This window comes from Pokkaliibacter sp. MBI-7 (assembly GCF_029846635.1).
Taxonomy (GTDB): Bacteria; Pseudomonadota; Gammaproteobacteria; order Pseudomonadales; family Balneatricaceae; genus Pokkaliibacter.
Map to the genome: position 1 here is coordinate 605,379 of NZ_JARVTG010000001.1, position 18,039 is coordinate 623,417.

13 protein-coding genes are annotated in these 18,039 nt (G+C 56.0%); 3 read left to right on the forward strand and 10 right to left on the reverse strand.

What is annotated here, in order from left to right:
• Window positions 1-14 precede the first annotated feature (14 nt).
• On the reverse strand, window positions 15-989 hold the full coding sequence (gene rluD, locus QCD60_RS02725) for a 23S rRNA pseudouridine(1911/1915/1917) synthase RluD (protein ID WP_279782195.1): 975 nt from the start codon (window positions 987-989) through the stop codon (window positions 15-17).
• Window positions 990-1,230: 241 nt separating this feature from the next.
• On the opposite strand from rluD, the gene QCD60_RS02730 reads away from it, so the two are divergent.
• The gene (locus tag QCD60_RS02730) at window positions 1,231-2,193 is read left to right on the forward strand and encodes an outer membrane protein assembly factor BamD (RefSeq protein WP_104151636.1); all 963 of its coding nucleotides are present in this window, start codon (window positions 1,231-1,233) and stop codon (window positions 2,191-2,193) included.
• Window positions 2,194-2,421: 228 nt separating this feature from the next.
• On the opposite strand, the gene QCD60_RS02735 is transcribed toward QCD60_RS02730, so the two are convergent.
• Window positions 2,422-2,694: a hypothetical protein gene (locus QCD60_RS02735; protein WP_279782201.1), complete on the reverse strand. Its 273-nt coding sequence runs from the start codon at window positions 2,692-2,694 to the stop codon at window positions 2,422-2,424.
• Between the two features lie 373 nt (window positions 2,695-3,067).
• Window positions 3,068-6,967 (reverse strand): phosphoribosylformylglycinamidine synthase, encoded by a 3,900-nt coding sequence (gene purL, locus QCD60_RS02740; protein ID WP_279782204.1) that lies wholly within the window; start codon window positions 6,965-6,967, stop codon window positions 3,068-3,070.
• 304 nt (window positions 6,968-7,271) lie between these two features.
• Here purL and mltF point away from each other — a divergent pair, with 304 nt between their 5' ends.
• Window positions 7,272-8,720, forward strand: coding sequence for a membrane-bound lytic murein transglycosylase MltF (gene mltF / locus QCD60_RS02745; protein ID WP_104151633.1), 1,449 nt, complete (start codon window positions 7,272-7,274; stop codon window positions 8,718-8,720).
• An 81-nt stretch (window positions 8,721-8,801) separates the two neighbouring features.
• Here mltF and tadA read toward each other — a convergent pair whose 3' ends face one another.
• Window positions 8,802-9,314 carry a tRNA adenosine(34) deaminase TadA gene (tadA, locus tag QCD60_RS02750; RefSeq protein WP_279787869.1) on the reverse strand — a complete coding sequence of 171 codons (513 nt, stop codon included), beginning with the start codon at window positions 9,312-9,314 and terminating at the stop codon, window positions 8,802-8,804.
• Window positions 9,315-9,473: 159 nt separating this feature from the next.
• Here tadA and QCD60_RS02755 point away from each other — a divergent pair, with 159 nt between their 5' ends.
• Window positions 9,474-9,932, forward strand: coding sequence for a CBS domain-containing protein (locus tag QCD60_RS02755; RefSeq protein ID WP_279782207.1), 459 nt, complete (start codon window positions 9,474-9,476; stop codon window positions 9,930-9,932).
• Here QCD60_RS02755 and QCD60_RS02760 read toward each other — a convergent pair.
• The 6 genes from QCD60_RS02760 to QCD60_RS02785 are packed head-to-tail and all read right to left on the reverse strand — an operon-like array spanning window position 9,908 to window position 17,779.
• Entirely contained in the window at window positions 9,908-11,212 is a 1,305-nt protein-coding gene (locus QCD60_RS02760; RefSeq protein ID WP_279782209.1) for a hypothetical protein, read from the reverse strand. The genes QCD60_RS02755 and QCD60_RS02760 overlap by 25 nt on opposite strands.
• Window positions 11,213-11,237: 25 nt before the next feature.
• Entirely contained in the window at window positions 11,238-11,837 is a 600-nt protein-coding gene (locus QCD60_RS02765) for a hypothetical protein (RefSeq protein ID WP_279782211.1), read from the reverse strand.
• A 9-nt stretch (window positions 11,838-11,846) separates the two neighbouring features.
• Complete coding sequence (locus tag QCD60_RS02770) at window positions 11,847-13,325, reverse strand: FAD-dependent oxidoreductase (RefSeq protein WP_279787870.1); 1,479 nt, start codon at window positions 13,323-13,325, stop codon at window positions 11,847-11,849.
• The gene (locus QCD60_RS02775) at window positions 13,325-14,137 is read right to left on the reverse strand and encodes an FTR1 family protein (protein WP_279782213.1); all 813 of its coding nucleotides are present in this window, start codon (window positions 14,135-14,137) and stop codon (window positions 13,325-13,327) included. The genes QCD60_RS02770 and QCD60_RS02775 overlap by 1 nt, the downstream gene beginning before the upstream one ends.
• Before the next feature lie 58 nt (window positions 14,138-14,195).
• Window positions 14,196-17,153, reverse strand: a complete 2,958-nt coding sequence (locus QCD60_RS02780) for a YncE family protein (RefSeq protein WP_279782216.1) — start codon at window positions 17,151-17,153, stop codon at window positions 14,196-14,198.
• 38 nt (window positions 17,154-17,191) lie between these two features.
• Window positions 17,192-17,779 carry a hypothetical protein gene (locus QCD60_RS02785; protein ID WP_279782218.1) on the reverse strand — a complete coding sequence of 196 codons (588 nt, stop codon included), beginning with the start codon at window positions 17,777-17,779 and terminating at the stop codon, window positions 17,192-17,194.
• Window positions 17,780-18,039: the final 260 nt, after the last annotated feature.

Consider the following 18,039-nt stretch of genomic DNA (forward strand, 5'->3'; position numbering starts at 1 on the left):
CATACAAAACTCAGTTAAAGATAATCGTCATAACCCTGACGGTCCTCATCCAGCGCAGCTAGCAGCGCCTTGAGATCTTCAGGTAGTTCCACTTCCCACTCCATCCACTCTCCGGTTGCTGGGTGTGAGAGTTCAAGACGCTTGGCATGCAAAGCCTGCCGCTGAAACATACGCAGAGCATCCTGCAAATCAGGCGTACAGCCCTTGGGTAAACGGTTACGGCCACCGTACAGTGGATCACCTACCAGAGGGTAGTGGATATGTGCCATATGGACACGTATCTGATGGGTACGACCGGTTTCCAGCTTGCAACGAATGTGGGTGTGGGCGCGGAACTTCTCCAGCACGCGGTAATGAGTTACCGCATTCTTACCGCTGCCTTCCGCGACGACAGCCATCTTTTGCCGGTGACGACTATGACGCCCCATATGCTCATCAACCGTACCACCGCCGGTCATCACACCCTGCACCACCGCTTCGTATTCACGCCCCATGGAGCGTTCCTGCAGCTGCTCAACCAGGTCGGTCTGCGCCTGAATGGTCTTGGCTACAACCATCAGCCCGGTCGTATCTTTGTCCAGTCGATGCACAATACCGGCACGGGGCACTACATTCAGCTCAGGAGCATGATGCAGCAGTGCGTTAAGCAGCGTTCCTTCGCTATGCCCTGCTGCTGGGTGAACAACCAGACCTGCTGGTTTGTTCAGAATCAGGATGTGCTCATCTTCGTAGACAATCGGCAGATCAATTGCCTCCGGTAGCCAGCGCTCCTGTGCCTCCAGCTCAGCTTCAAGCTCAAGCCATTCGCCACCGAGCAACTTTTCTCGGGGTTTGCAGGCACGTCCGTCTACCTTTAATGCTTCTTCTTTGATCCAGGTTTGCAAACGGGCGCGGGAATAATCCGAAAACAATTCGGCAGCGACCTGATCAAGACGCATCCCGCCTTTGTCCATAGGGACTTGCAGTCGATGCTTAATGGTTTCACTCATGTTGATTCTGTGCTCATGGCTAAATGCATGCGCAGCCTTGTGGTTGCATGGCTACGCTCCCCCGGCAAGGCCACTGTGATCACTGCCCCAGACTTCAGGGTCAGCGGTTGTTGCTTTGTACCGGGATGAAAACCGCCAGTATACAGGGACACCCAAGGTTATTCAGCACACAGGCTGTACACCTGAACGAATACCGCTAGAATAACCGCCTTGAGTATTCACGAGCGGCAATGGTATTCCGATGCGACAAGGTAAACTCCTGCTGGCTTCACTGTTGGCTGTCACCCTGGCGGGCTGTTCTTCTTTAAAGCCGAAAGAGCCCGACTATCCAGAACAGGTCATGTACGAGAAGGCCACTCAATCACTGGACGATGCGCTCTGGGACCAAGCTACAGACTGGTATGAAAAGCTGGAGGCCCGCTATCCGTTCGGTCGTTACTCCGAACAGGCTCAGCTTGAGTTGATGTATGCCTACTACCGCTCAGGCAAGACTGCACAAGTACAGGCTTCAGCAGATCGTTTTATCCGCGTCTATCCCAATAGTGAGTATGTGGATTACGCCTACTACCTCCGCGGCCTGACCGCGTTCGAAGAAGATCAGAGCCTGATCGACCGCTTCCTGCCTACTGATGAAACTGAACGTGACCCCGGTGCAGCGAAAGACTCTTACAACGACTTCGCCACACTGGTACGGCTCTATCCCAACAGCCCCTACGCGTCAGATGCACGTAACCGCATGGTTTACCTGCGTAACCGTCTGGCTCGCTATGAGATTCACGTAGCCCAGTATTACCTGAAGCGTGGTGCGTATCTGGCAGCGGCCAATCGCGGTAACTACGTGGTGGAAAACTTTCAGGAAACACCCGCCGTACCCGATGGTCTGGCAATTATGATTGTGGCTTACAAGGCGCTTAATGAGCCCAAGCTGGCCCAGTCTACGCAAGAAGTACTGGATCTGAACTATCCCGGTTATGACAAAGATGTGCTGAAGCAGGAAAGCGTCTTCGACCGTTACACCATGGGTGTATTCCAGTCTTCAGACACCAAGCTGCCTGTACCCACGCTGGTGAAATCAAACACTGAGGCACCGGCCCAGCCTGCAGTTCAGCAACCCGCAGAACCTGAAGAGCAGCAACCTGCCGCAGACGATGATGGCAATAATCGCAGTTTGTTTCACAAGCTGACGGGCGGACTGTTCGAGTAACCGCCACCCTGAAGCAAAGCCCGGCGCGCTACCGCGCGTCGGCAGGTCAGACGATGTAAATAAAAATGCCCCGCAGATATCACTGATGATCAGTGCCGCTCTGCGGGGCATTTTTTATGCTTCAAAAAGAGGCTTAAGAAGCGTCAACATGTCAAACTCATGCGCATGACGCTACAACGCGATCAGTAACGCCATCTGACCAAGTACATCAGTGAAATAAGATTTGCCTCAATACTCTTCGTGCTCGGCCTCTTCTTCGTCGCCGAAATCCTCACCACTGCCATCCAGGCCATCACCTTCATAGTCTGCATCGGCTGGCAGGACACCGCTCAAATCTTCCATCGTGTCACCGCCCGCTTCATCATCGTCGCTCTTTGGTGACTTGGCAGGTGCATACACCGGGACAAACGTCTTCAGCCCTGAACGCTTCTCCGAAGTGCCACCCTTGCCCGCTTTCTTCATCCGTTCAAGCTGCTCTTGCAAGGAACCAAACTTACTCATGCTTCCCCCTGTAACCTCAAGTGCCGCTGCTCCGCCCCAGGCGATTTACCGCTAAGTATGAGCATAGAAACGGACTTGTCCAATTCACAATAAAGCCAAATTTGCCACCATACGCGAACAGGACTGAGAGCAGACACCATCAGTGTTTCACGCATGCGGCGCTATTGTGGGGGTATTTTTTTTGGAGACAAGGGGCAAAGGGAAAAAATCCACATTGCTTCACCATACTGGGGCAGAGTATTCCCAACGTCAGCGGCACATGCTGACTTGCACAGATACACTTACTGGCCGATAGAAGTCATAAATGACAACGGGCGCCCAGAGGGCGCCCGTTGTCTTTAACAATGACGGTTCGAACGAACCTTCACCCCGCTTAATTCACCCAGGCACGGGCGTTACGGAACATGCGAATCCAGCTACCGTCCTCCTGCCAGCCATCAGGGCGCCAGGAATGCTGTACAGCACGGAATACGCGCTCTGGGTGAGGCATCATGATGGTTACGCGGCCATCAGGTGTGGTGATGCCTGTCGTACCCAGTGGAGAGCCGTTGGGGTTGGCAGGATAGGCTTCTGTCGCTTGTCCATAGTTGTCGACAAAACGCAGCGCAACCTGCCCCTTGTTAATCAGCGCCTGAAGCTGTGCCTGATCGCGGAACTCGGCATAGCCTTCACCGTGTGCCACGGCAACCGGCATCCGGGAACCCTGCATCCCCTGCAGGAAGATGGAAGGTGACTCTGTCACTTCAACCATGACCAGACGCGCTTCAAACTGCTCGGACTGGTTACGTACGAAGTGCGGCCACAACTCAGCCCCCGGAATCAGTTCATGCAGGTTGGACATCATCTGGCAACCATTACATACGCCCAGAGCAAAACTGTCCTGACGCAGGAAGAACGCACCAAACTCATCACGTGCACGGCTGTTGAACAGCACGGACTTGGCCCAGCCTTCACCTGCACCCAGTACGTCACCGTAGGAGAAACCACCGCAAGCAACCAGGCCTTTGAAGTCCTGCAGGCTGACACGGCCTGACAGAATATCACTCATATGCACGTCAACAGCGGCAAAGCCCGCACGATCAAAAGCTGCAGCCATTTCCACATGACCGTTAACGCCCTGCTCACGCAGCACGGCAACACGTGGACGAACACCGGTGGCAATCATCGGTGCAGCAATATCCTCGTTCACGTCGTAGCTCAGACTGACATGCAGACCGGGATCTTCAACGTCGAGAATACGGTCAAACTCCTGCTGTGCGCAGTCTGCGTTGTCACGCATGGCCTGAATGCGGTAGCTGGTTTCAGCCCACAGACGCTGGAAGTCTTCACGACCATCAACCAGCACTTCTTCACCTTCCACCGTAAAGCGCAGCATGTCGTCATCATTCAGACTACCGATGACCTGAGCGTATTCAGCCAGACCGTGGGCAGACAACTGACGCAGCACTTCATTACTGTCAGCACGACGGACCTGAATCACCGCACCCAGCTCTTCATTGAACAGAGCAGGCAGCAGATCATCTTCACCCTGTACCAGATCAGATAGTTCAATATCGACACCGGTACGGCCGGCGAAAGCCATTTCCGCCAGCGTGGTGAACAAACCACCGTCAGAGCGGTCGTGGTAAGCGAGCAAGGAGCCCTGCTCATTCAGACTCTGAATGGCATCAAAGAAGGCCTTCAGTTCACCGGCATCATTCACGTCGGGCGTCTGATCACCCACCTGATCAAATACCTGTGCCAGCGCAGAGCCACCGAGGCGCTGCTGGTTCTGACCCAGATCAATCAGGATCAGATCGGTCTCACCCTGATCGGTACGCAGTTGTGGTGTCAGCGAACGACGCACATCGGTCACGGGCGCCACGCCGGTGATGATCAGCGATAATGGAGCGGTGACACTTTTCTGCTCATCACCGTCTTGCCATACGGTACGCATGGACATGGAGTCCTTGCCGACCGGAATGCACATACCGAGTTCAGGGCACAGTTCCATACCCACTGCGCGAACAGTGTCATAGAGGTTTTCATCTTCACCCGGATGGCCCGCAGCACACATCCAGTTGGCTGACAGTTTGATGTCACTCAGTTTGCCGATACGCGCCGCAGCCAGGTTGGTGACCACCTCGCCGATAGCCATACGCCCTGATGCAGGCGCATCGATCACGGCCAGCGGAGTACGTTCGCCCATGGCCATGGCTTCACCCGTGTAAACGTCGTAAGCAGTGGCAGTGACGGCGCAGTCGGCAACAGGTACCTGCCAGGGGCCAACCATCTGGTCACGGTTAACCAGTCCGGTAATCGTGCGGTCACCAATGGTGATCAGGAAGCTTTTGCTGGCGACGGCTGGCAGTTGCAGCACACGTCGGGCCGCTTCGGCCAGTTCGATGCCTTCCAGCTTCAAACCCTGACGTTCGAAAGCTTTGCGCTGCACAGAGCGGTGCATACGGGGAGGCTTGCCAAACAGCACCCCCATGGGCAGATCAACCGGTTTGTTGTTGAACAGCTCATCGCCGAGTTGCAGGTGCTGCTCGTCAATAGCCTCACCCACTACAGCATAGGGGCAACGCTCACGCTGACAGATGGCTTCAAAGGCCGCCATGTTCTCTGGTGACACGGCCATGACATAGCGCTCCTGCGCTTCGTTACACCAGATTTCCAGCGGCGCCATACCCGGCTCGGCATTGTTGACCTTGCGCAGCTCGAAGTTACCGCCTCGACCACCGTCCTTCACCAGCTCAGGGAAGGCATTGGACAGACCGCCCGCTCCCACGTCATGGATGAACGCGATGGGGTTAGCATCACCCAGCTGCCAGCACTGATCGATCACTTCCTGGCAACGGCGCTCCATTTCAGCGTTATCACGCTGTACAGAAGCGAAATCCAGATCTTCCGCACTGGAGCCAGAGGCCATGGAAGAAGCAGCCCCCCCACCCAGACCGATAAGCATCGCGGGGCCACCCAGACAGATCAGTTTGGCGCCTACGACGATCTCGCCCTTCTCAACATGATCAGCACGAATATTGCCCATACCACCGGCAATCATGATGGGTTTGTGGTAACCGCGAACCTCTTCACCGTTCGCCGTCGCCACCTTGTCTTCGTAGGTACGGAAGTAACCATTCAGGTTGGGACGACCGAACTCGTTGTTAAAGGCAGCACCACCAATAGGGCCTTCGATCATGATATCGAGAGCGGAAACAATACGATCAGGCTTGCCGTAGCTGGATTCCCAGGGCTGCTCGAAGCCGGGAATATTCAGGTCAGAGACAGTGAAGCCAGTCAGACCAGCCTTAGGTTTGGCACCACGACCAGTTGCACCTTCATCGCGGATTTCGCCACCAGCACCGGTAGCCGCACCCGGATAAGGAGCAATAGCTGTCGGGTGATTATGGGTCTCAACCTTCATCAGGATGTGTACAGGTTCCTGATGACGGCCGTATTCCTTGCTGGCGGGATCGGGGAAGAAACGTGGTGCTTCACTACCAACGATGACAGCAGCGTTGTCTTTATAGGCTGACAATACTCCTTCACCATTCATGGCGTGGGTATTACGGATCATGGCGAACAGTGACTTTTCCTGCTCTTCGCCATCGATATCCCAGGACGCATTGAAGATCTTGTGACGGCAATGCTCGGAGTTAGCCTGAGCAAACATCATCAGCTCAACGTCTACCGGGTTGCGACCGAGTTCAGTGAAGCTTTCTACCAGATAATCGATTTCGTCTTCAGCCAGAGCCAGACCCAGCTCACGGTTGGCCTGAGCCAATGCCGGACGACCACCACCCATCACATCGACCGTGGTAAAGACTCGGGGCTCATGGGCGGCAAACATACCTTCCAGCGCAGCCTCTTCGCTGTGCACATCCTGCACCATGCGATCATGTAAAGCTGACTTGATCAGTGCCTGCTGAGCGGTATCAAAAGCACCGCCAACGACGACATAGCGCACTGCACGCTCGACACGGCGGACCTTGCCAAGGCCGCAGTTTCTGGCAATGTCGGTGGCTTTACTGGACCAGGGAGAGATGGTACCGGCACGAGGAACGACGATAAAAGTAGCGCCATCAAACTGTTCCTGCGAGTTGGCAGGCCCGTAAGTCAGCAGGCGCTGCAGAACCTGGTGTTCCTCGGCGCTCAGGGCGTCCGCGACATCCACCAGATGTAAGAATTCAGCATAAACATCCGTGACAGTCGCAACATCAGCCTGTAAAGTGGCCAACAATTTGCCGCGACGGAAGGGTGATAATGCGGGCGCTCCACGCAGGGTCAGCATGACGGTATCGTGCCTCTTGTCGGAGATTCTTGGGTTAAGAACCTGGTATGTCAGATTGGGAACCTATCCCGCAAAACTCGGTTGCGGCAGCGGGAAGTCTTCCGGGATAAATTCAGAGGGCGTAAATGATACTGAAAAACCGTCACTGGATACAGGGAACCTCTGATTAATTAACCGCTGCCATGCGCAGGCAGCACCACCCATCGACTGTGATGGCAGGCAAGTCGCAGAACATGGGGTCCGCAGTAGACGTCAGCGTTCAGTCAAAGGTGGTTCAACAGAATAGGTTGTAAGGTTCTGCTGAATGTGGATGCAAGATCATCGCTCCTGGTTATTTTGGCTCTATCTGCTGGTGGTGGTGACCATCCCGCTGATTGCTGCCCAGCAACAAATCAGCCAGCTTGCCCGTATTGATGACCGGGGCGTGCTGCGCGTCGCTACCCGCAATATTCCCACTGCTTATTATGAAGACGCTCAGGGTCCGGCCGGCTTTGAGTATGACCTGATCAAAGCCTTTGCCGAAGAACGTGGCCTGCAGCTTGAGCTGAAAGTGGTGCGCAACCGCAAAGACCTGTTTGAGCTGTTACGTCAGCGCAATGTTGATGTGGTCGCCGCCTCTCTTTTTCTCAGCAGTGAACGCGAAGCCAACTTTCCTGTTTCCGAACCTTATGCCTATGCGGTCTCGCAGGTGATTCGCCTGCGTCATGACGGCGATGGCCCTGCGGCCACTTCTGTTGCGGATTTGGTAGGTAAACGGGTACTGGTGCAGGCTGGCAGTGCCCATGCCCAACGCTTGCAGGAATTGAAGGAAGACCTGCCGGGGCTGGAGTGGGAAGAAACCGAAGACATGGATCTGGCTGACATGCTGGAAATGCTGAAAAGCGGTGATGCCGATTATCTGATCAGCGATAACATGGCCTTGTCGCTTTATGCGCCCATGTATCCGGATCTGGAGGTGGCCTTCAGCCTCAACGCCCCTCAACCGCTGGTATGGTATCTGGCACCGACCATGGATCAGAGCCTGACCAAAGCCATCAATGACTTTCTTACCTCACGCAGCACTCAGGATCTGATTGGCCAGCTCTACGAGAAATATTTCGAACATACCCAGCGCTACGACTTCATCGGTATCCGGGCCTTCCGCAAACATATCCAGAGCCGTCTGGCCAGCTTCCAGGCCTGGTTTGAAGAAGGGGCACAAAAGTTTGACTGGGAATGGGAGCTGCTGGCTGCTATCGGCTATCAGGAGTCGAAATGGGATAACACCGCCGTCTCCGCCACCGGGGTGCGTGGCATCATGATGCTGACGCAGAACACTGCCGCCTCCGTAGGCGTGCAGGATCGCAGTAATCCCGAGCAAAGTATTCTCGGTGGTGCGCGTTATCTCAGGGAAATGTTCGACCAGCTGCCCGACGACATCCCCAACCCTGATCGCACCTGGCTGGCGCTGGCTGCCTACAATGTGGGAATGGGGCACCTGCAGGACGCCATGGACCTGACGGCAGATGCAGGCTTGAACCCCAGTCGCTGGAGTGACGTGCGTCAGTATCTGCCCAAGCTGGCGCTGAAGCGCTGGAATCAGCAGACCAAGCATGGCTACGCTCGTGGCTGGGAGCCGGTGATCTACGTCCGTAACGTACGTCTGTACCGTGAAATCCTGCGTCTGGAAAACCTGCCCTTCAAGGCCGAATTGTCACCACCGCCTAAACTGCCTGAAATCCACGTTTTTGATCGTATTCCGCCAACACTCTGAGCCATATCGGCTCGCGATAAGAACCTGTTCATAACCCGACAGGCGAAGAGCGCAGAGCTGAATGGGCAGCGATCACCCGGACTAGTCACGGGATGACTGTAGCGCCTTGGCCTGCTTTTTTTCTGCTCGCCGCCGCCTGAAGAAATCACTCAGCTGCTGACTGCACTCCTCAGCCAGCAATCCACCCTGCCACCTGACATAGTGATTGAGATACGGCGCCCCCAGCAACTGGGCGCGGCTTTGCACTGCACCGGCTTTGGGCTCAGGAGCACCATAGACAACTCGCTCGATACGGCTGTGCACCATCACCCCCACACACATGGTGCAGGGCTCCAGTGTCACGTAGAGGGTAGCGCCTGTCAGACGATAGTTCTGCAAAGCCTGTGCAGCCTGCCGAACGGCTACCATCTCTGCATGTGCACTGGGATCATGGCTGCTAATGGGGCAGTTGAATCCCTCCCCCACCACATGACCATCCACCACCACCAGCGCCCCCACCGGTATCTCACCCAGAGCCTCCGCCTGACTGGCCAGTGCCATGGCACGGCGCATCCAGGCTTCATCGACCGAGCTGAACACTGTCGGGCAGGCCATGTCAGAAGTCAGCCGGGCTACAGGTTCAGCATCTCCTGCCGTTGGCTGTTCATTGTTCTGGGACAAACTGTCTTCCCTCTTTTCTCATCTATACTCAGGTGCGAAAGGCAGCACGGACGCCGTTGCCTCCCCACTCTCTCAGTCCATGGAGTCTAACCCGTGAAAACCGTCGCCGATCTGATGATAACCAAGCTGCAGGTACTGCACGACACGCACTCTGTTGCTGATGCGCGAGAGGTCATGCGCCTGCACAATATTCGCAATATTCCGGTCGTCGGAGACGACGGACATACCTTCAAAGGCATCGTCAGCCAGCGTGACATTCTCAAGGAGTCATTCCGTATTGTCAGCGAACATGGCATGTCCAAACTGGCAGAGCTGGAGCGTCAGACCGTAATCAGCAGCATTATGGCGACGGATGTCATCACCACAACAGCAGATACCGCACTGACCACCGCTGGCCGTTACTGCATGGAAAACAAGCACGGCTGCCTGCCCGTGCTGGACGATCAGGGCCAGCTGCTCGGTATCGTCACTCCATCCGACTTTGTCCGTCTTTGCGTACAGTTACTGGAGCAGCCCAGCCAGGACCATCAATTAAGTGGAAGCAGCAGGTAGTAATCTTTCTCCGCCGCAAAACGTCCACGGAATACTTCACTCCCAGCCAGAGGTTCACTACTGAGTCGGCATGCCCCCTGTGTCAGTGCCAGACGGGCGCTGGCCTGATACCAGGCATCGATAACCTGCAGCTGGAACTGTTGCTGCGCCAGCTTGACGCCATACTGGGTAACCAGAGTATGGCAATGTTGCGCTGCATAGGTTAACGCGGCGCTGATAGCCGGAGGGCTGGGTGCTTGCCAGCCAGCACAGATCAGCGCCAGTGCCGCTATCTGCAGCAGTCCGGTACGCCACCAGGCGGTGGAGCGACCGAACAGGATCACAGACAAGATGACCGGCAGTGCCGCATGGCGGCTGTTTTCCGGATTCTGTGACGTCAACAGCCACAGCAGACTGACCAGCAGACATATCCATAACGGAGAGAAGTGCCAGCCTTGTCGCTGGCATAGTGGCTGCAGCACTAGCCAGCACAGCAATATCACACCCACTGGCGTTAACTGCGCCGCCAGCAACTGCCACCATTGCACCAGCCCCTGCCAGGGATGACTGACGGGCGTATTACCCCATAACTCATAATGCCCCAGGGTGAAGCGTACCCCCTCGTCCAGATAGGCTACGCCATCATGTATCCAGATGAACCAGCCACAGCCAGCGCCGATCATTGCTGTCAGCAGCAGAGTTTCCAGCAGCCAGCGACAACGGCTGGATGAATGCCAGCCACTATAGATCCACAACCCTATTGCCAGTGCGGCAAAGCTGGGGCGAATTGCCAGCATTATTGCCAGCCACAGCGCCTGCCGTCGCGGGTGCTGACACTCAGCGCTATGGCAGGCGGCCAGCAGACAGGCAATGGCAGGCGCATCGGTAAGCCCGGATAAAGCCAGAGTGGGAAGCATAGGATGGAACAGAAGCACTACCAGTGCAGGCAAGCCGTACCAGACAGCACGACGCCGACACAGCAGATAGCCGTACCAGGCTATCAGGCCACTACCAAACCAGGAAACGGCGACAATTGCGGAGACAGGAGACAAACCACACCCGGCTGCCAGCCGCGAGAGCCAGACAAAGCCGGGGTAACCGGGAAAGTGCGGAGACTCTTCGAGCACGCTGAACCGTACCACGGCGTGGGCGAAGTTCAGCGCATCATCCGAGGTGAGCTGCCAGGGGAAACAGGCCAGCCACACCAGCCACAACAGAATGCAGAGTAATGCCAGCACATCAGGCAGCGGCTGCCCCTTCAGCTGACGCTCGGGCAGCCCTTCTTTCGCTGCATCACGCACAGCGAACATCAATCGTGACAGCAGATCAGCGCCCCAAGGCCGTCATGACGTCTTTTTCAGCCCGGCTAAAAGCATCAGGATCTGCCGCCTTGGTACCCACACCAAACACTCCCGGATTACCAATAGCATCCAGACAGACACGCAGTGCCGCATCAGCCTTGTCCCACTGTACCTTATCCATCATCGGTTGCAGCAGATCGAGAAACTGCTTGCTCTTGACCACCAGAACCTTGGCCGTCTGATAGTCCTTGATATTGGCCGCCGCGCCTTCCAGACGCCGCTCGATCTCAGCCTTGTATGCCAGTGCCATGACCTCATTGATCGCCTGTTGATCTTCTGCCCCGGCGGCTTTGGTCAGTGGCTCAATCAGCGTCACATGGTGGTTCTGTTCCAGATACAGCAGCTCGTCGTGGATGGCTGTCAACTCGGTCTGCATGGCGGCCTTGTCGTGCTGCTGTGCGGCATTGAGCAGCAGCTCACGGCCCTCGATCAACGGCTCCTTGCCTGCTGCAGCGTAAGAGTAGGCATGCACTTCTGCGCTCATACCCGCTACCGCAAACAGGGTGAATCCCATTACCCAGGCACGGGCGGGACTGGCCAAGCGATGTGCTGTCTTCAACAACATGACGCCTCCTCAGGCAACACTTTGGGTTTCAATGACCGTATTTTCATTACGGTGATCAAATATCTGCCGACGGCGATCCACACCCTCGATCAGCATTTCTGCTGCCATCAGGCCCATCTCCATGGCAGTGTCAGTAAAGATATAGCGGAATGTACCCTGACGCCCCGCCATGACCAGATTGGGATAGCGTAGCAGCGCCGAGATCGCCGCCTCCCGCTGACGCTGATAGCCCACCTCCATGATGGGATAGGCATGCTCACAATAGGCAGTGAAATAGCGGCCATCAGCCTTTGTCGGATCGACACCCAAGCGCTGCATATCTGCCTTGATACGTGGCCACAGCGCCTCATTTTCCGCCTGCCAGAGTTCGTCTCCCTGCTGACAGGGGATCTCGAACATCAGCGAGGTACGTCCCGCCGGGGCCATGTGAGGAGAACGCCGACGCGGCTCCTGCAGGCGCGTGCCCAGAATGCCGGGGTCAGACAGATACTGCCAGGTATTATCGGAGACATCCTGCTGTTGCATCGGTAGATTGAAAAACCGTAGCGCGCGGTATGACAGCTCACAGGGGATATTCAGCCAGTGGCAAATTTGCGGCAGCGGCAGTGTCGCGATGACCTCATCACATGTCAGCTGTTGCTCGCTGCCTGCTACTGTGCGGCAGCGGACCGCCGTGATGCGCTGTTGCTGAGTTTCCAGCCCGCTCACTTCTGCGCCCATGACAAACGCTACCCCCTGCTCCAGCAACCGCTGATGCAGAGTATCGAAAATCTGCCCGAATCCCAGTTTGGGATAACGATACTTGCGGGCATAAGTGCGCGGGGTGGAAGGCCCACGCTGCCACAGGCGACGCACTACATCCTTGAGGTCAATCAGACTGATACGCTGTCCCGCCCAGTCAGCAGAGAGGGTATCGGGCTCTATGCCCCACAATTTACGGGTGTAACCTTCAAAGAAATGGCGGTACAGCGTCTTGCCGAAACGGTTTTCAATCCAGTCGGCGAAACTGCACTCCTCATCCTTGCCGATACGCCGCTTGAAAGGCATGGCCATCCAGTCCAGCAACGTGCCAAACAGCAGGCTGAATGGTGCATTTTTCAGCAGGTTAGGCAGATTGAGAGGGTAATCGTAAGTACGCCCCTGAAAGCGAATCACGCTTTTGCGCTCGGCATGCAACAGGGTTTCCCCCATCAGCTCATCGACGAAGGCCAGCAATTTGGGGTTTTTGGTGATAAAGCGATGCCCACCGTAATCGAAGTAGTAGTCCCCTTCATCAGTGGCAAATTTGAGGGTGGCACACATGCCACCCACCGTAGTGGCCTTATCGACGACGGTCACCCGGTATCCTGCTTCGCGCAGCCGCCAGGCGGCCATCAGCCCGGCAGGCCCGGCGCCCAGCACTACCGCATGACGCCCCTTTTCAGAACCGGTCTGGCGAACACTACCAGCACTCATATCGTTGATGGCACTACTTTCTTCTACAGCCATCACTTCGCGTACTGCCTTCTCCAGAAGTGTCCGAAGACCAGCAGATAACCGGCCCAGGCCAGCAGCTGCAACAAACCGGGGGAAGAGTTGTACCCAAACAGTGCCCGCAGGAAGGTACCAAACACACTGCGGTCATCAAGAATGAATGAAATATCAAACAGCGGGCTCATGACCATCGGCAGCCATTGTGCAGCCTGCAGCATATTGATGGAGGAGGAGAACAGGCCGGCAGCAATCACCAGAATCAACAGACTGCTCCAGCGGAAGAAGGGACGTAGCGGCACTTTACGGGTAGAGCGCATCAGCAGCCAGACCAGCACCAGCGCCAGCAGCAAGCCCACCACCGCGCCACTCAGCCCCGACTGCAGTGTGATGCCCTGACCGGAGTAGACCAGCGCAGAGAAAAACAACACGGTTTCGAAGCCTTCACGCATCACCGCCAGAAAAGCCAGTAGCGCCAGGCCAAAAGCTTTCTCACCATTGACCAGCTGAGTCACGTTCTCTTTCATCTGACCGGCTTCCTTCCCGCCCTGTTTTTGCATCCACAAAGCCATGCTCGACAGCACCAGGGTGGCAAAAATCAGGATGCCTGCCATCAGCAGGTTGCGGTATTTCTCATTGTTGAACTGATCCACCACCACCTGGAACAGGAAGGCGACGACCAGTGAGGTCAGCAGACCAACCGCCACGCCGGCATAGATATAACGGTTAAACCGGCGTGCATTGAGCTTGTCGAGATAGGACAGGCAGATTCCCACCAGCAGAAAGGCTTCCAACCCTTCACGCAGGGTGATCAGCAGGCTTGCTAACATTCTCTATCCTCTACTTTGTACTCGGACTGAGGTACTGGGTTGACTGATTAATGAAAACTTACTGGGCTACCGCACCAGAGTCTGGCGACATGCTGACGCTGGGTGCGGTGGGCATCGCCATCATTGACTGGTCCAGCGCATGCAGCGTTACCACTGGCGGATCGGTCAGCGCAGGTTCAACGCTACGCGCTGCTGCGGTAATCCACTGAGGATAGGTACGGAACTGCAACCTGACCTCGACCCTGACCGCACCTGTCAGCCCGGCAGGCAAGGCAAATTGCTCATCGCGGTAACTGTCGGCGGGTATGCGGGTGTCCTTCAGCAATTTGGCGTATCGCCAGAAGTGCAGACCCACAGGTTTACCGTCCTTATCACCAAACACTTTCTGGAACAGACGCGTATCTTCAGGTAGCTCGCCCTCAGCGTCGGGTTGACCACTTTGATAAACCAGCTGGCCTGTGGCATCCCATACTTTTACCGCCAGCCAGAACTGGCGGAAATCGGAAACGCCGGTGGGGAAGGCATGCCCGGCCCCGGAATTAGTGACCCGCACCACCAGCTCGCCGGGCATCATGGAGGCACTGATGGTCGCTGCACTTTTCAGCAGGGCCACACTCATTTCCGCCAGATGGGGATCTCGCATACCCGCCAGATGCATCTGTGCACCGGTGAAGTCATGGGTGAAGACGTTGGCCTTCTGCGTCCCGTTCAGGGTCGCCTGCCCCGGTACAGGTGCACCGCCATTGCCAGGATTGGCGTTCATATGGCAACTGATACAGCTTCGCTGTTCGGCTGGATCACTGCTGGTAGCGTAATGGGACTTCGACCACTCCTCCCAGGTATTGACGATATTGGCCCCCGTACCCGGAGCAAACTCGTCGTGGCAAGCCTTGCAATACACCGCGTCCTTGTAGAAATCCTTCTGATAGGAGGCAATATGCGCGTCTGGTTTGGCATTGATCATGCGTTCACCAATCCAGCGGGCAAAGGCGTTATCACTGGCCTCAAACAGATAACTCTGACGCTGGTCGAGATTGACCGTAAAAGAGGCATTGCCGCCAGCATCTTCCACGCGGGTAATGCGGTGACACAGCAGGCAGCTGGTCCCCTCTTCCACCACCGGGTGTCCTTCTGCATAAGCCTTGATCAGTGAGACGCCGTCTTTTTCCAGCATATGGCTCTCTGTCGGCAGTTCCTTCACACCACTCAATACCGCCTGAGGCATGTGGCAGCTTTGGCACCACTGGCCAAACTCCTTCCCTTCACTCTTCTCTGCCAACCGCAGTACCGCTGTGTAATAGGGGTTGGACTGCCCCATCAGACGATGATTGGAATTCGACCACTGCTTGAAGATATCGCTATGGCAGGCCTGACAACTGGCTGAGTTCAGCCACTCCTGCGGATGCGGCACCTGCTCGCCTTGCAGCCGCAACCAGCTGGCCAGAGTTGGCAGGTTGTAAGGAGCAATGACGTAGCGATGGAGCTGCTCCATCATGGTTTTGACTTCGGCAGGCGGCTGGGTCGGGTCAACAGGCCTGGCGCCATCGCGGTCATCCGCGCCGAAGCCCCCCTGTGTCAGCTGCACCATACGGATGTATTCCGACAGAAAGTCACCCGAGACCATATGCATCATGTTTTCATGGCCGGTCAGGGCATTGTCGGCCGGGGCCATGGCATGGGCTTGCTGCAGGTATTTATTGGTGAAGTTGAAGCCATCCAGATGGCAGGACTGACAACTCATCCAGTTGTCACCGGCCATGGGGTAGTCCTTGTTGGCAAAGGTATTACCCAGATTGAAAAAGCGGATACCCCGACGCAAGTCAGGCGCCGCCGCGTCCTTGGTCACCAGCAGTGCAAAGTGATCGTCACTTACCGTGGCGCGGGCAAAGGTCCCCCCGCCACCGGCATTGAGTCTGGATACATCCAGACTCTGAGCATTCTGCACAAACAGCGTGTCACCATCGATGACGATGCCTCGCGGATTCTCACCCGGCAGATGACGTAACAACTGGGTAGCACGCGCACCGCCGTGGCTGCCTGAGCTGCGATGGCGCTTTTTATTGATCGGCCCACGACGGGAGCGATCAAACACCAGCAGGTCTTCAGACCCTGCCAGGGTCACATAGACCTTGTTGCCATCCGCGCTGAATACCGCCTGATAAGGATTGGAGACAATTTCACTGCGATTGGCGGCGGTCAGCAGATTGATCTGCTGGAACAGCTGCTTGCGCTCGTCCTGTTTCTCCTCTTCCTCTCCGGGCGTCAGGTCCAGCACCGATATGGCAGGAAACACCGTGCTCTGGAACTGAAAGGAGTGATCAAAGTTCCACAGCACATGGGGTAACCAGGCCTCATCCCCTTCCGGGCTGATGGCAATATTGTCAAGCAAACGGGGCACTCCCTGTGAAACCGTCTCATCAGGATTAGCGGTTTCCTGCAGATGAATGCGTTTGAGTAAGGTGAGCTGGCCGGGCTTTTGCTGGCGGGTCTGATAGATAGATACCTCACCGGTCATGGCATGGCTGACCAGCAAGCGGCCGTCATCCAGCAAGGCCAGACCTCGGGGCGTATCAGCAGTGTCGGTGGTCGCCACGATCTGCCCGGCCGTATCTATCGCCAGCAGCTTGTGATCCTCAAACAACGTCACCCAGAACAGCTTGTTAACACTGTCGAAAACCGCAGCGTAGGGACGGTGACCTACCTCAATCACCTGTTTGACGGCCAGTTTGTTGGTGCTGAGCAGGAAGACCTTGTCATCCACGTAGTCAGTGGCCAGCACCAGAGCGGCATCATCGTCGGATAAGGCCACACTGCGAATATCCTTGCCTAACGCGACTTCGGCCTGCAGTGCACCGGTCTGCTCATCAATCTTGCTGACGCTGCCTGCTTCATAGTTGGCACTGAACAGCTGATGATTACGCAAGACAAAAGCGCTGCTGCTGACCGCCGCCTGCGCCGCTGGAGACAACAGGATATATAGCAGTATCAATACCGGAGAAGTAAGAGAACGGAACACAGTGGCAGCTACCCTCAAAACTGCAACGAGGGGAAATCTCATCGATGGCGTCTCCGCAGGCGCAGCACAGTCCAGCGCCAGGCATGACTCAACAGCAGTGCGGTCATAAAAAAGCTGATAAACAGGTGCAGAAGGTGAGAAACACGCCCCAGCATATCGCCCGGATTGCCGTGAAAGAACAGAATGACACCGGTGACAGCAAGCGTCATCAGCATCACCTCAAGCACCCGCCCACTGAAACGCAACCAGACCTTGCGGCTGCGCATCAGCAACTTGCGATGTGCCCACCAGAACACGCCAACGGTCACCCAGAATAACGCGATGCCCAGTGCCATATGTATGGACAACGCCCAGCGTTGGGTTTGCCAGGCGATTTGTAGCGGAGACCACAGTAGCAGGCCGCTGGCAAACAACACGTAAATAACCAGCTCAGCGGGCTTATGCCGATAAGCCAGCTTGTGCATACGAGCACGAAAAGGAAGGGCAGTATGCTGGCCGTGATGATGGCCAGAATGCGAACGACGCCCGCGGAATCCATGCACAGGGGTCAGGTGCTTATGCTCGCCACGCCCCTCAGGGTCGTGATCGAGTGGCGTAGTATGTTTCAGCCTGATTGCCTGATGCATGATTAAAGGTCTGTTGATAGTGTTTCTGATTCTTATTCAAGACTATAAGGCCGCACCGACCCCGAAATGTGAAAGTGTTGAGTATTTTTCGTATCGGGCATTATCCAGATGCAGCGCCCTTCTGAGAAGAGGCAGGTACTGATGGACACTGTCATTCGCTCGCTCAACAACGCACAGACTGTCTGAACATGCTCCTGGCGAAACGATCTCAATGACAAGCAAGTACGCTGGCCCAGAAACAACATGACGGAGATCAGGGC